General features: G+C 43.4%; 11 protein-coding genes. 5 read left to right on the top strand and 6 right to left on the bottom strand.

Annotated features, from left to right (window positions below; all coding sequences use genetic code 11):
- Positions 1 to 6 precede the first annotated feature (6 nt).
- Entirely contained in the window at positions 7 to 870 is an 864-nt protein-coding gene (locus CLV32_RS12845) for a transglutaminase-like domain-containing protein (protein ID WP_133556135.1), read from the top strand.
- Here the strand turns inward: CLV32_RS12845 and prfB are convergent.
- Positions 867 to 1944 (bottom strand): peptide chain release factor 2 gene (gene prfB, locus CLV32_RS12840; protein WP_133556133.1). Its coding sequence is split into 2 segments (ribosomal slippage): positions 867 to 1883 and positions 1885 to 1944, totalling 1077 coding nucleotides; the frame shifts between segments, so codons are not numbered across the junction. The two genes, CLV32_RS12845 and prfB, sit on opposite strands and share 4 nt — an antisense overlap.
- Before the next feature lie 18 nt (positions 1945 to 1962).
- Positions 1963 to 3267, bottom strand: a complete 1305-nt coding sequence (locus CLV32_RS12835; protein WP_133556131.1) for an amidohydrolase — start codon at positions 3265 to 3267, stop codon at positions 1963 to 1965.
- 83 nt (positions 3268 to 3350) lie between these two features.
- Between CLV32_RS12835 and pgi the strand changes: the two genes are divergently transcribed.
- The 4 genes from pgi (at position 3351) to CLV32_RS12815 (ending at position 9250) form a co-directional block, all read left to right on the top strand.
- A complete protein-coding gene (gene pgi / locus CLV32_RS12830; protein ID WP_133556129.1) occupies positions 3351 to 5000 on the top strand; it encodes a glucose-6-phosphate isomerase in 1650 nt (549 codons plus the stop codon).
- 34 nt (positions 5001 to 5034) lie between these two features.
- The gene (locus tag CLV32_RS12825; protein WP_133556127.1) at positions 5035 to 6348 is read left to right on the top strand and encodes a M16 family metallopeptidase; all 1314 of its coding nucleotides are present in this window, start codon (positions 5035 to 5037) and stop codon (positions 6346 to 6348) included.
- 32 nt (positions 6349 to 6380) lie between these two features.
- Entirely contained in the window at positions 6381 to 8456 is a 2076-nt protein-coding gene (locus tag CLV32_RS12820) for a M16 family metallopeptidase (RefSeq protein WP_133556125.1), read from the top strand.
- A 272-nt stretch (positions 8457 to 8728) separates the two neighbouring features.
- Complete coding sequence (locus CLV32_RS12815; RefSeq protein WP_133556123.1) at positions 8729 to 9250, top strand: DUF4251 domain-containing protein; 522 nt, start codon at positions 8729 to 8731, stop codon at positions 9248 to 9250.
- On the opposite strand, the gene CLV32_RS12810 is transcribed toward CLV32_RS12815, so the two are convergent.
- The 4 genes from CLV32_RS12810 to CLV32_RS12795 are packed head-to-tail and all read right to left on the bottom strand — an operon-like array spanning position 9251 to position 14212.
- Positions 9251 to 10357: a glutaminyl-peptide cyclotransferase gene (locus tag CLV32_RS12810; protein WP_243732305.1), complete on the bottom strand. Its 1107-nt coding sequence runs from the start codon at positions 10355 to 10357 to the stop codon at positions 9251 to 9253. It abuts the gene before it with no gap.
- A complete protein-coding gene (locus CLV32_RS12805; RefSeq protein WP_133556121.1) occupies positions 10314 to 10679 on the bottom strand; it encodes a YraN family protein in 366 nt (121 codons plus the stop codon). The genes CLV32_RS12810 and CLV32_RS12805 overlap by 44 nt, the downstream gene beginning before the upstream one ends.
- A complete protein-coding gene (gene dnaG / locus CLV32_RS12800; protein ID WP_133556119.1) occupies positions 10680 to 12653 on the bottom strand; it encodes a DNA primase in 1974 nt (657 codons plus the stop codon). It abuts the gene before it with no gap.
- On the bottom strand, positions 12650 to 14212 hold the full coding sequence (locus CLV32_RS12795) for a serine hydrolase (protein ID WP_208111001.1): 1563 nt from the start codon (positions 14210 to 14212) through the stop codon (positions 12650 to 12652). The genes dnaG and CLV32_RS12795 overlap by 4 nt, the downstream gene beginning before the upstream one ends.
- Position 14213: the final 1 nt, after the last annotated feature.

Raw genomic sequence — 14213 nt, 5'->3', positions numbered from 1 at the left:
AGATCAATGGACAAAAGCTCAGAAATCAACGCACTCGTAAAATTACTTGACGATCCCGATCCGGAGGTCTTTGAACATGTAGAAAAGCGCTTGCTTGACTATGGTAACTTCGTGATCGATTATCTCGAGGAAGCCTGGTCAGATTCTCTGGATACCAACCTTCAGGAACGCATAGAAAATGTGGTACACCAGATTCAGTTTAATAATGTTAAAGAAGACCTGAACCTCTGGTACCAGAGTGGTGCTTTCGATCTTCTTCAAGGTGCATTGGTCATCAACAGGTACCAATACCCTGACCTTGATGAACAAAAAATCATCAATCAGATTGAAGAAATCAAAAGGGAGATCTGGTTGAACCTGCAATATGAAATGAGTTCGATCGAAAAGATCAAACAGATCAATCACGTATTTTATAACGTTTACGGCTTTTCAGGTAATACAAAAAACCACCACGACCCACAGAATTCGTACCTCAGTCAGGTTGTAGAAAGCAAAAAAGGAAACCAGATCTCTTTGGCAATCCTGTATGCTACATTGGCCCAGAAGCTGGATATTCCGGTCTACGGTGTAAACCTGCCTCAACATTTTATTCTCGGCTATATTGACGAAAGCAAAAGGGAAGAGCAGGAGTTTGGTGTGCTCTTTTATATCAATGCCTTCAACAAGGGGGCTATCTTTGGTAAACACGATGTGGATCAGTTTTTACGACAGCTAAATCTGGATCCCATGCCAGGCTTTTATGCTCCCTGCAGCAATGTAGAAATCATCAGGCGCATTATCCGAAACCTGATCTCTGCTTACGAGAATCTTGGCTCTACAGATAAAGTTGCAGAGTTGAAGCAGCTTCAGGATATCCTGATGAAGCCCTAAAACTCCATCAGGTAAGCCTTTAAAAAGTCGTTCAGATCACCATCCAACACAGCCTGTGCATTGGAAGTCTCATAATTTGTGCGCAGATCCTTGACAAGTTTGTAAGGATGCAGCACGTAGTTACGGATCTGAGAACCCCATTCTATTTTCTTTTTCGAACCTTCGATTGCGGCCGAAGCTTCCATCTTTTTACGCATCTCAATCTCGTAGAGCTGTGAGCGTAACAGACGCAAAGCGTTTTCTTTATTTTGCAATTGGGAGCGCGACTCCTGGTTCTTGATTACAATCCCGGAAGGTTTGTGGTATAAACGCACAGCAGTCTCCACTTTATTCACATTTTGTCCGCCAGCACCACCAGACCTGAACGTTTCAAACTCAATTTCAGAATCCTTCACATCAATCTCTATGGTATCATCTACCAGTGGATAAACATATACAGAGGCAAAAGAGGTATGCCGGCGGGCATTGGAATCAAAAGGGGAAATCCGCACCAGTCTGTGCACACCATTCTCCCCTTTCAGGTATCCATAAGAGAATTCACCAGCGAACTGCAGCGTAACCGACTTGACACCGGCAATCTCACTTTCCTGATAATCCTGTTCTGTAACCTTATAACCATTCTTCTCGCCCCACATGATGTACATCCGCATCAGCATCGCCGCCCAGTCGCAGCTCTCCGTTCCACCTGCACCTGCCGTAATCTGCATCACCGCCTGCAACTGGTCTTCCTTGCTACTCAGCATATTCTTAAGTTCCAGGTCTTCTACGGCATGTAAACACAGTTCGTATTGTTCCTGCATCTCTTCCTCAGTAGCATCACCGGCCAGCATAAATTCAAAAAGCACCTGAGTATCTTCCAGCAGGCTGTTTACACGCTGCCAGCCATCAGTCCATACTTTTTTTGCGTTAAGTGCCGCTAAATGTTTTTCTGCTTTTTTGGGATCATCCCAGAAATCTGGTTGCAGGGTAAGTTCCTGCTCGATATATATATCTTCTAAACGTGTTTCGACGTCAAAGATGCCTCCTCAGAGACGCTACTCTGTCTCTTAAATCCTGAACTTGTTCTTTAGTCATACAACAAAGGTAAAACAATTATTTCTTCATGGCCATATAATCCAGTGTTAGATTACATAGCGTTTTAACGCCAAGCACAAAGCCACTCTCATCGATAAAGAAATCGGGTGTATGATGTGATGGTGCTTTAACCGCATCTCCGCCTTTTGGCATTCCACCCAGAAACACAAAAAGTCCGGGTACCTTCTCCTGAAAAAACGAGAAGTCTTCTGCCCCCGTTACCGGTGGTCTGAGCAGTACATTTTCAGCTCCCGCACTATTGCGCAGACTTGGCAACATTTTCTCCGTTAGCTTCACATCGTTGAACGTTACCGGATAGTGATTGCTATAAGGGATCTTCACCTCCGCTGTAGCACCATAGGCTTCCGCTGTTTTAGTGGCTATTGCTTTGATCCGGGAGATAAATAGGGCTTCATCTTCCTTAGTGAAGTTCCTGATCGTACCCAGCATCTCTACTTTCTCAGGAATGATATTTGAACGGACACCGCCATGTAACGAACCGATGGTTACCACGCCTGGGTTTTCGGTCACGTTCAGGTTCCTGCTTACTATGGTCTGCAGGCTGTTAATAATTGCTGCCGACGCAACAATCGGATCAACACTGCTCCACGGATAGGCACCATGAGCCTGACGCCCCGTTACTGTAATTTTCATATCGTTAACACCTGCCATCGTTCCGCCCGGGCGGTAGGTAACCTTACCTACAGGTGTCTGGGAATTGATATGCAGACCGAAGATCACATCTACCGCAGGGTTCTTCAGCACACCTTCCTTCACCATCAGCTCTGCGCCACCTTCTTCACCTACCGGAGCTCCTTCCTCAGCGGGCTGAAAGATAAATTTTACCGTTCCGGGAATTTCACTCTTCATTCCCGCAAGCACCTCGGCCACCCCCATTAAGATCGCGACATGTGTATCATGCCCGCAGGCATGCATCACACCTACCTCCTGCCCGTTGTACATCGTTTTTACTTTAGATGCAAAGGGTAAATCTACACGCTCTGTAACCGGCAGCGCATCCATATCTGCACGCAGTGCTACTACAGGCCCAGGCTTACCGCCAACCAATAACCCCACTACGCCGGTTTTAGCCACGCCCGTTGTTACCTTTATGCCCAGCGACTCCAAATGCTTCGCAATAATACCTGCCGTACGCACTTCCTGGTTACCAAGCTCCGGATGCTCATGGAAATCGCGACGCCAGGCAATAACCTTCTTTTCGATGGCCTGAGATTTATCAGAAATCTGTGCTGAAACAGTTTTTTTCTGTGCAAAAGCCACAGAAGAGGATAGCAGTAAAATAGTTAGGTAAGTGACTCTCATCGTGTTAATTTTCTTAAATATATAAATAAATCACTTTTTAACCCGGGTTATAACCCCTATTTTTAGCAAATAAATTAAAAGATATGTTACCTACAATAAATTTCACAGAAACAGAAGCCTACAAATATCTGGCTGATCACTTTATCGACATCAACGAAAAAAGTCTGAAAGATCTCTTCACCGAGGACAAGGAGCGCTTTGAGAAGTTCTCTTTATTATTTGAGGATATCCTGCTGGATTTTTCTAAAAACAGGATCAACGATACCACATTTGCGCTACTGATTCAACTGGCAAAAGAATGTAAGTTGGATGAAGCCATCAAGGCGATGTACGCCGGCGAGAAAATCAACCAGACCGAAGACCGTCAGGTTTTACATATTGCCCTGCGCAACCAAAGTAACACACCTATCCTCGTTGATGGGAAAGATGTGATGCCCGAAGTGAACAAGGTATTGGATAAAATGAAAGATTTCAGCGCGAGGATTATTTCTGGCGAATGGAAAGGATATACCGGTAAAGCCATTACTGATGTAGTAAATATCGGAATCGGTGGGTCTGATCTGGGTCCCGTTATGGTGACTGAGGCTTTAAAAGCTTATAAAAACCACCTGAATATGCACTTTGTGTCAAATATCGATGGCACACACATGGTGGAAACGTTAAAGACAGTAGATCCTGAGACAACACTCTTCCTGGTAGCTTCAAAAACTTTTACTACCCAGGAAACGATGACTAATGCCAATTCTGCGCGCGACTGGTTTCTTGAATCTGGCGCTGTTAAAGCAGACATCGCTAAACACTTTGCCGCATTGTCGACCAACGAAAAGGATGTAACAGCTTTCGGAATTGATCCTGAAAACATGTTTGGCTTCTGGGATTGGGTAGGTGGCCGCTACTCCCTTTGGAGTGCTATTGGTTTACCTATTGCTCTAAGTGTAGGCTTCGACAATTTTAAAGCGTTGCTGCAAGGTGCACATGCCACTGATCAGCATTTTGAAAGTACACCTTTCGAAAGCAATATCCCTGTGATTCTTGGCCTGCTCGGCGTTTGGTACATCAACTTCTTTGGTGCAGAAACTCAGGCTATCCTCCCTTACGATCAATACATGCACAGGTTTGCTGCCTACTTTCAGCAGGGTGATATGGAGAGTAACGGAAAACATGTAGACAGAAACGGAAACGAAGTAACCTACGAAACAGGACCTGTAATCTGGGGAGAACCGGGAACAAACGGGCAACATGCATTCTACCAATTGATCCACCAGGGCACCAGATTGATCCCTTGTGATTTCATCGCACCTGCAAATAGCCTGAATCCATTAGGCGAGCATCACCCGATACTCTTGTCTAACTTCTTTGCACAAACGGAAGCGTTGATGAACGGCAAAACCGAAGAACAGATCGTTGCTGAGTTGCAGAAAGATGGTAAATCTGAAGCAGAAATCACCAAGCTTGCACCGTTCAAAGTGTTTGAAGGAAACAGGCCAACCAATTCTATTTTATTAAAAAAAGTAACACCTTACACACTTGGGAGTCTTATAGCCATGTACGAACATAAAATATTTGTTCAGGGAATCATCTGGAACATCTTCAGTTTCGACCAGTGGGGCGTAGAATTAGGTAAACAACTGGCAAAAAGCATTTTGCCTGAACTTAAAGACAACGAGCCGGTATCGACACATGACGCTTCAACAAACGGACTGATCAACCAGTACAAAAACTGGAGAGCATAAAACTAACCCAATATATTATCCATAAAACAAAAACATGAAACAAAAATTGTTTTTTACCCTGGCCATTTCAGGTCTTTGCCTGAGTGCAAGTGCCCAGAAGGTCAAATTCACAGAATATGATCTTGATAACGGCCTTCACGTTATTTTGCATCAGGACAAGACGGCGCCAGTGGTTGCCGTTTCCGTAATGTACCATGTCGGATCTAAAGATGAAGATCCACAGCGTACAGGCTTCGCCCACTTTTTTGAGCATTTGCTTTTTGAGGGTAGCGACAACTTGAAACGCGGTGAATTTATGAAAACGGTGAGCAGTAACGGTGGTCAAAACAATGCCAACACCTCGCAAGACCGTACTTTCTATTACGAGGTGTTTCCTTCCAATCAACTGGAATTGGGCATGTGGTTGGAAAGCGAACGCATGCTGCATCCAAAAATTGATGAGATCGGCGTAAAGACACAAAACGAAGTAGTAAAGGAAGAAAAACGTATGCGTATAGACAATGCTCCTTACGGACAGTTTGCAGCAAACATCTTCCAGAAATTATATGCAGGAACCCCTTATCAGTGGGCACCAATCGGTACTATGGAGCACCTTGATGCAGCCAAGCTGAGCGAGTTCCTGGCTTTCTTCAAAAAATACTATGCACCAAACAATGCCGTGCTGACTATCGCCGGAGATCTGGACATTGATAAAACGAAAGAACTGGTAACAAAATACTTTGCTGAAGTACCTAAAGGTGAGCCGGTGGTTAAAAAACCGTATGACCTGAAACCAATTACCCAGCAGATTATTGATACCGCTTATGATGCCAACATCCAGATTCCTGCGATTATGGCTGCATACCGTGTTCCCGGCATGAGAAGCAGGGATACCAAAGTATTGGAAATGATCAGTACGGTATTAACTGGCGGCGCAAGTTCAAGATTAAACACCAAGCTTGTTGATGAAAAGAAAACAGCACTACAGGTAGGTGCCTTAAATTACACGCTGGAAGATGTAGGTGCCTATATTACCTATGCATTGCCTAACAACAATACCCCGATTGCTGATTTGCTGAAAGATATTGATGCTGAGGTAGTACGTATACAAACAGATCTGATCTCTGAGAATGAATTCAAGAAATTACAGAATCAGTTTGAAAACAGTTTCGTGAGTGCAAACAGCAAGATGCTCGGCGTAGCTGAAAACCTTTCCAACGGCTATACTTTTCATAATAAAAATACGAATGATATCAATGAAGAACTGGATGCCATAAAATCCATTACACGTGAAGAGATCAGAGATGTTGCCCGGAAATACCTGAACAGCAACCAACGTGTGGTACTATATTATTTACCTAAAAAATAGTTGATTCTTCAGACCAAATAATTGAAATTATCATGAAAAAAATATTCATAATTGCCCTTACAACCCTATTTGCCCAAGCTGTTGTAGCGCAAAAATTAGACAGAAGCCAAAAACCTAAACCAGGACCGGCGCCAACGATTACTTTTACCGACCCGGTAATTTATACACTACCGAACGGTATTACCATTCTCGTGGTTGAGAATCATAAATTGCCTAAAGTATCTGCCTCATTCAGAATTGATGCAGGACCGGTCTTTGAAGGAAAGAAAGCAGGTGTACTTAGCCTGATGGGCAGCATGCTCAATGAAGGTACAACAACCAAAACTAAAGCCCAGTTTGATGAAGCTGTAGATTTATTGGGTGCCGATGTATCCCTGAGTTCCTCGGGTGGCTCAACATCTGCATTGACAAGGTATTTTGACAGTGCCTTCCTTTTGATGGCCGAAGCATTACGTAAACCCTCATTTCCGCAGGCATCGTTCGATAAACTGAAATCGTTAACCATCACTGATCTAAAATCAAGTGAACGCAGTGCAAAAGCCATCTCCGGCCGCGTGGTTCCTGCCCTTGCCTATGGAATAAATAACCCGATGGGTGAGTTTATTACGGAACAAAGCATCAATGCGCTAACCTTGGCAGATGTGAAAGCAGAGTACACAAAATATATCACGCCTTCCAGAAGCTACCTGACGTTTGTAGGTGACATTAAGCCTGAAGCAGCGAAAGCAATAGCCATCAAAGCATTTGGCGATTGGAAAGGTACTGTATTGACACTTCCTGTAGTGGCTAAAGCTGCTAACCCTGTAAAAACAGAAATTGATGTAATCAATGTACCCAATGCTGTTCAGTCAGAAATTACGGTTACAAACCTGATCGACCTTCCACTAAGCAGCCCTGACTACCATGCGGTATTGTTGGCCAACCAAATCCTTGGTGGTGGCTCTGATGCTAAGTTATTCAAAACATTGAGAGAAAAACGCGGCTTTACTTATGGTGCCTATTCTTCTACAGGTGCTGGCCGTTTCCAGGAAACCTTCAACGCCAACGCCGCTGTCAGAAATGAAAAAGTGGATAGCGCAGTAGTTGAATTCCTGAATGAGATCAACGTAATGCGTACGCAAAAGGTGAGCACTGAAGACTTACAGAATGCTAAAAACCTGTACAACGGATCATTTGCCCTGGGTCTTGAAAACCCGGCACGTACTGCAGGTTTCGCCAGCAACATCCTGATCAATAAATTACCGAAGGATTTTTACCGCACCTACCTTCAGAAAATTAACGCTGTTACACCCGACGACATTCAAAGGGTAAGCCAGAAATATTTTGGACACGATAACACCCGTATCGTTATCGTTGGTAAAAAAGAAGTTTTCGCTGCTGGTTTAGCTAAGCTTGGTTTTACGATCAAAGACTATGACAACTTTGCTGCGCCTGTAAAAGCTGTTGCAGCAAGCACCGCAGCTACCAAAACCGCTCAGGAAATCCTGACAAAATATATCACTGCCGTTGGTGGTGAAGCTGAAGTTAAAAAAGTAACCTCAATAGTTTCTACTGGTGATTTCGAAATCCAGGGACAAAAGCTTGCGTTAACCATCAAACAGATGGCTCCTAACATGGAAAGCACTGAAATCTCTATGGGTGGAAACGTAGTGATGAAAGATGCATTCAACGGAACTGCAGGTTCAAAAAGCCAGGGCCCAAATAAAATGGCCTATTCAGCTGATGAAGTAACTGAGAAAAAAAGCAGAACCAGCTTATTTGAACAACTCAACTATGCAAAAACTGCTAAATTAGAAACTGCAGGCGTAGCGAAAGTTGGTACAGCAGATGCCTACAAATTGATCATTACTACTGCATCCGGTAAAAAACACAATGAGTATTATGATGTGAACAGCGGATTGCTGCTTAAAGAAGAAGCTACGCAAACACAAGGCGGAATGGACATCAACACAGTTACAGAATATGGTGATTACCGTAAAACTGGCACTGTTCTGATCCCATACAAAATCTCACAAAGCGTTCAGACGCCACAAGGCAATCAGGAATTTGTGATGAACATTAAAGAAGTTAAAGTGAACGCGCCACTAACAGCTGCAGATTTTAACTAATCAACACAACCAAAAAAGCCCTGCAAATAGATATAGCTATTTGCGGGGCTTTTTTGTGCCCATTTCCCTCAAACTATGCTGAAAGGATACATACTAAGCTAACCTCAAAAAATCGAATTTTTAAGGCTAGCTCAAATTCTGACCTTAAACGTGTAGTAGATGATCTGAATTACCAAAACTTCTTTTTGTCATATTTCGAATCTATGCTAACTGATTTTAAACCTTTTACCTAAAAAAGAGTTAAATTAGTAACACACATCAAATATAAACACATGAAAAAGTCACTGTTATTGGCACTTACCATCCTGGCGATAAGTACGCTGAATACCAAAGCGCAAACTGATTCGGCAAAAACACGCCAGCTGGTAGAAGCACAGAATTTTCTTTTTAATGCGACCAACGCGATGCCGATGTCCAGTGCCGATATCAACCGCATCATGAGTCGCTTACCCGGCAATACCGGCAGTAATATCAACCTCAGCGGATCAAACTACGATCTCCAGATCACTAAAGATAGTGTTGTAGCTTACCTGCCCTATTATGGTAGAGCCTTCACCGCAACGCTTAATCCCGATGATGCGGGCACGAAATTCAAATCAAAAAATTTTAAATATACCAGCGTTAAGAAAAAGAAAAACTGGATCATCACGATAGATCCAAAAGATGTAAAAGACAGTCAGCGTATGACCTTATATATCACAGAAAATGGATACGCCACACTTACCGTCAACAACAGCAATAGGCAGTCCATCTCCTACAATGGTACGATCGCAGAAATAAAACCTAAAAAGTAATTACTTCTTTACCGGGGCAATGCTGATTTCAAACAGCTTGTCCCATTTCTTACCAGTCACAAATAAACGCTTACCAGCTGCATCCCAGGCAATGCCATTCAGCACGTCTGTATTTTCGAATTTATCTTTTTGTGGTAGCAATCCGGTTGCATCGATATATGCGGTTACAGCACCTGTTTTAGGATCTATAATGGCAATCTTATTGGTCAGATAGATGTTTGCATACAGTTTACCATCAATATATTCCAGTTCATTCAGTTGATCCACCTGACCTTTATCATCAAAAACATCAATAAAACGCTCTTCCTTCATTGTTTCCTTATTCAGAAACCAGATCCTGTTGGTACCATCAGATTTCAGCACCTGTGTTCCATCATAGGTTAAACCCCAGCCTTCTCTGCTATTCTGATAAGGGAAAGTACCCAACTGTTTAAAGGTTGTGGCATCAAATATAAAACCCAGGTTATTTTGCCAGGTCAACATGTATATTTTATCACCAATTAAAGTAGAGCCTTCGCCAAAATACTGCTTATCAATACCGATCTTTTTTAGGGCTTTACCCGTAGCCGGATCAACCCACCTCAAAGTAGAGCTCCCATATTCACCGGTACTTTCTAAAAAGCGACCACCATGGTATTCCAAACCCTGGGTATAAGATGTTGTATCATGTGGATACGTTTTAATTACCTGATAAGTATAATCAACTGGCTTCAGATCCGACTTCAATACAATATTTACCGTAAGGGTATCAGTAGCACCACTGTGCTTTACAATCGCAGTAATTAGCTTATAACCCAAAGAAAGATCTTTAGTAGGGAAGCTAAAATCATCCCCGTTAGCTTTTGTGCCCAGCTGCTTACCATCCAAAAGATAAGTGGCGCCTGTTACCTCTTCCCCTTTCGGGATATCCAGCGATACCTTCACGTCCTGACCCAGCGTAAAGTCTTTCCCCTGCTCGGGTAACTTAAAGCCTATAGCCGTAGACCCCTGCTGCTTGCAGGAAAACAGTACGCCCATAGCAAGGCCAAGTAAAATAACATAAAATGAATTGGAGTTGGTGGTTTTAAAAGTCAGGCCAGAATGCATCTTCGATATGATTAATTGCATAAAGGTCTTCATTTTCAAATACAATTGCAATTATATCAAAGCGAATCTCTCCCTGATGATTTACCCGCTCGATATATGCCCCGGAAGCAAATTCTAGCTGCTGCTCTTTCTTCCAGTCTACAAATTCATCCGGCGTACCATGATCCGAAGACCGTCTTGTTTTAACTTCCACAAAAATCAGCTTGCCCGCTACAGCCATGATCAGGTCTACCTCTGCACGTCCGTAACGCCAATTCTGTTCCAGCAAACGATAGCCCTTGTTCAGCAGATAGGTTTTGGCAAGTTGCTCGCCCAATATACCCAGATCGAGGTGCTTTGCCATTTATTTCAGGATTACAGAACCCAGGAATTTGGAGATTTCTTTTTCAACGTTTTTAATATAAGCATACCGTTGCATCAGGATTTCCTGATTTACCTGGTCATGCTCAGTCTTGATCTCCTGCAGCAGATCCAATAAGATACGGTCAACCTTGCGCTTCTTCAAGTGGAAGATCCCACCAAGGATAGTGGCTTTCAAATTGATCGTTTCATCACGCACATAGATCTGGTGTTTGTTGTACCAGTTTTCACTTAACGCATATGGGGAGGTCGACAAAGTAATTGCCAGATCCGCAATCTGCCTGTCTTGCCCATTTATAAATTGACTGGCCACCGGAAGGTGCCCATTTTCAATCTCTTCCCTGTAGGCCTCAATGATTTTCTTACAGATCGCATGTTTAAAGGAAACATCAGATAAGTTCTGGATGATAAACGAGCCGATAAACATATTATCGATATTATCCCAGCTTACCAGTTCGTGCCCGTAAAAAAGGAGTAGGCGTACAATTTCCTGTTCCTGTAATACATCATCAGCATTCTCATCAACTTCAACAGGAGCTGCTACTACGGCACCTGGTGTATCGTCAAATAAATTCTCTGGCGGAGCATCACCATATGGACTTTGTTGCTGCGACTGTTGCTGCTGTCGGCCCTGAGGATTGGATTTCTTGATCTTCGCATCTTTGATCTTATTCAATTCCGACAGCAGGATGCGCTCCTCTACTTCCAATAACCGGCTGCATTCACGGATAAACACTGAAGCCTTGATGTCATCAGGAATCTTCGCAATACTTTCTACAATATCCCGGATAATCCCGGCCCTTTTGATCGGGTCGTTACCAGCATCTTTTAGTAAAGTTGTTGCCTTATATAAGATAAAATCCTTGCGGTTGTTCTCAATATAGGCTTTAAAAGCTCCCGCACCCACCAGGTGCATATAGGAATCCGGATCATGGCCATCGGGGAAGTTCACAACCTTTACATTGAGTCCTTCTTCAAGGATCATATCAAGTCCTCGCAATGAGGCTTTGATCCCCGCGGCATCGCCGTCATATAAGATCGTCACGTTTTGCGTAAAACGCCCGATCAATCTAATTTGCTCTGTTGTTAATGAGGTACCTGAAGAAGCGACTACGTTCTCTACGCTTGCCTGGTGCATAGACAGCACGTCGGCATAACCTTCAACGAGGTAACAATTATCGGTATCACGGATGGCTTTCTTCGCATGGAACAAACCGTAAAGCACATTCGACTTATGGTAGATTTCACTCTCCGGAGAGTTTACATACTTAGGAACATTCTTATCTGTCTTGAGCGTACGACCCCCAAAACCGATTACCCTTCCCGTAAAGTTATGAATCGGGAACATCACACGGCCCCTGAAGCGATCGTACAGCTTCCCCTTATCATTCTTGATGGCAAGGCCTGTCTGTTCCAGGTATTCTTCTCTGTGTCCTGCCGCCCCGGCACTTACAATCAGCGCATCCCAGGAATCCGGCGAATAGCCGAGTTCGAATTTCTTAATGATATCTTCCCTGAAACCGCGTTCCTTGAAATAGCCCAGCCCTATGGCCCGGCCTTCAGAATTTGTCCACATCTGCTCGGCAAAGAAAGCCGCAGCATATTGAGAAACGATATACAAGCTTTCCCGCGCATTCTGTGCCTCAATATTTTGAGGACTCTGCACGGTTTCTTCAACCTCAATATTGTATTTATTGGCCAGGAACTTTAAAGCCTCAGGATAGGAATACTTCTCGTGGTCCATAATAAAATGGACCGCATCCCCGCCTTTGCCGCAACCAAAACACTTGTAAATTCCCTTAGCCACAGAAACATTAAAGGATGGTGTCTTCTCATTGTGAAAAGGACAATTTCCGATTAAGCTGCTGCCACGCTTTTTTAACGACACAAAATCACCTACTACCTCCTCAATACGGACGGTATCCATGATTTTATTTATGGTATCGTTATTAATCATATTTTCTTGAAGTCCAGATCCTGAAAATCGAAGCTAAAGTCGGTCAAAGGCGAGATGGATTCTAACTTAAACCCTACGGGCTTGCCATCATGATCGAGGTTAAATATCACGTAGGCATCAGCATCCAGACTCCGCTCATTCCATTTTACGATGTACGTGTTGGCTTTATAGTAAAACATTTTACCTTGCAGCTTTGGCGAAGCCTTTGACTGCATATACAAGCCGCCATTTTGCGTTGAAATAATAACTTCTCCAAACCAGGCATCAGCATATTTTCCTTTAACATCCTGAATTGGGCTTACTGTGCCCGCGCTTTGTGCAGCAGCTATTGTTGCAGTAACTTCGGCAGTGATGTCATTTGCTTTCTTTTCATTTGCCAGTCGTGCATCATTGTATTGTTTAATGCGATCCTGACCTTTAACGCCTAAATAACCATCTTTAATACTATTGGTGATCGAGTTAAATGCTGCACCCGATTGCTGGTTGGTCAACACAATAATACCGAGTTTCATTTCCGGGATAATCGTTACCTGGGTAACAATTCCCGCCAAACCGCCGGTATGTGTTGCCTGGAAATAACCATTCACATCACTCAAAAACCAACCCAATCCATAACTGCTAAAATGAGTGTTGTATGGAGAGCTTCCGCGGATGATTGTTTGTGGTGTCCACATCTCATCGTGTGTCTTTTTGCTAAATAAGGATTTGCTTAAGTCAGCTCCGTATTTACCGTCGTTGATCTGCGCAATTACCCACTTGCTCATATCAGTTACATTGGAATAAATTCCACCTGCCGCATTGGCAACTTCTGTAAAACTTAAACCAACAGTATTCAGGTGATCACCTACAGGTGCATGCCCGTCAATGATATTACTTTTATTTTTTAACCGGTACCAGGAAGCCGCCGTTTCATTCATGCCCAATGGCTTGATCAGCCTGTTCTCGATAAAGTTCTCATAGCTTATTCCCGAAACACGTGCTACCACCTCGCCTGCAACAATGTACATCAGGTTATCATAGTCATATTTAGTACGAAAAGAAGATACCGGTTTAAGGAACCTCAGGTTGTGGATCAGCTGTGCCGTAGTTACTGAACTTGAATCTGGAAAGATCATCAGGTCACCAGCACCTAAACCTAGTCCACTTCTATGGGTAAGCAGGTCGCGCACGGTAAACTCTGCTGTTACATACGCGTCATGGAGCTTAAACTCAGGGATGATATCCGTAACCTTAGTATCCCAGCTTAGCTTGTGCTCATCTACCAGAATCCCTATTGCCGCAGCCGTAAAAGCTTTGGTATTGGAGGCTACACCAAACAAGGTATGTTCGTCTACTTTCTCTTTTCCTTTGATGGAACGGATACCGTAGCCTTTGGATAAAATCACCTTCCCGTCTTTAACAACGGCAACAGCAATGCCCGGCACATTGAAGGTGCTCAGTGTCTTGTTAACCACACTGTCAATTTGTTTTGTAGTCAACACCTGGGCATCAACTGTACCAGCAAACGATACAGCAGCCAAAACAGGAAGCACTATATTTTTTAAGGAACTCAACATCATC

The sequence above is a fragment of the Pedobacter duraquae genome (assembly GCF_004362245.1).
Taxonomy (GTDB): domain Bacteria; phylum Bacteroidota; class Bacteroidia; order Sphingobacteriales; family Sphingobacteriaceae; genus Pedobacter; species Pedobacter duraquae.
This window is presented reverse-complemented; position numbering and strand designations above follow the sequence as displayed.

Coding starts and splice junctions, on each gene's coding strand:
- CLV32_RS12845 (WP_133556135.1), top strand. CDS start 7: ATGGACAAAAGCTCAGAAATCAACGCACTCGTAAAATTACTTGACGAT.
- CLV32_RS12835 (WP_133556131.1), bottom strand. CDS start 3,267: ATGAGAGTCACTTACCTAACTATTTTACTGCTATCCTCTTCTGTGGCT.
- pgi (WP_133556129.1), top strand. CDS start 3,351: ATGTTACCTACAATAAATTTCACAGAAACAGAAGCCTACAAATATCTG.
- CLV32_RS12825 (WP_133556127.1), top strand. CDS start 5,035: ATGAAACAAAAATTGTTTTTTACCCTGGCCATTTCAGGTCTTTGCCTG.
- CLV32_RS12820 (WP_133556125.1), top strand. CDS start 6,381: ATGAAAAAAATATTCATAATTGCCCTTACAACCCTATTTGCCCAAGCT.
- CLV32_RS12815 (WP_133556123.1), top strand. CDS start 8,729: ATGAAAAAGTCACTGTTATTGGCACTTACCATCCTGGCGATAAGTACG.
- CLV32_RS12810 (WP_243732305.1), bottom strand. CDS start 10,357: ATGCAATTAATCATATCGAAGATGCATTCTGGCCTGACTTTTAAAACC.
- CLV32_RS12805 (WP_133556121.1), bottom strand. CDS start 10,679: ATGGCAAAGCACCTCGATCTGGGTATATTGGGCGAGCAACTTGCCAAA.
- dnaG (WP_133556119.1), bottom strand. CDS start 12,653: ATGATTAATAACGATACCATAAATAAAATCATGGATACCGTCCGTATT.
- CLV32_RS12795 (WP_208111001.1), bottom strand. CDS start 14,212: ATGATGTTGAGTTCCTTAAAAAATATAGTGCTTCCTGTTTTGGCTGCT.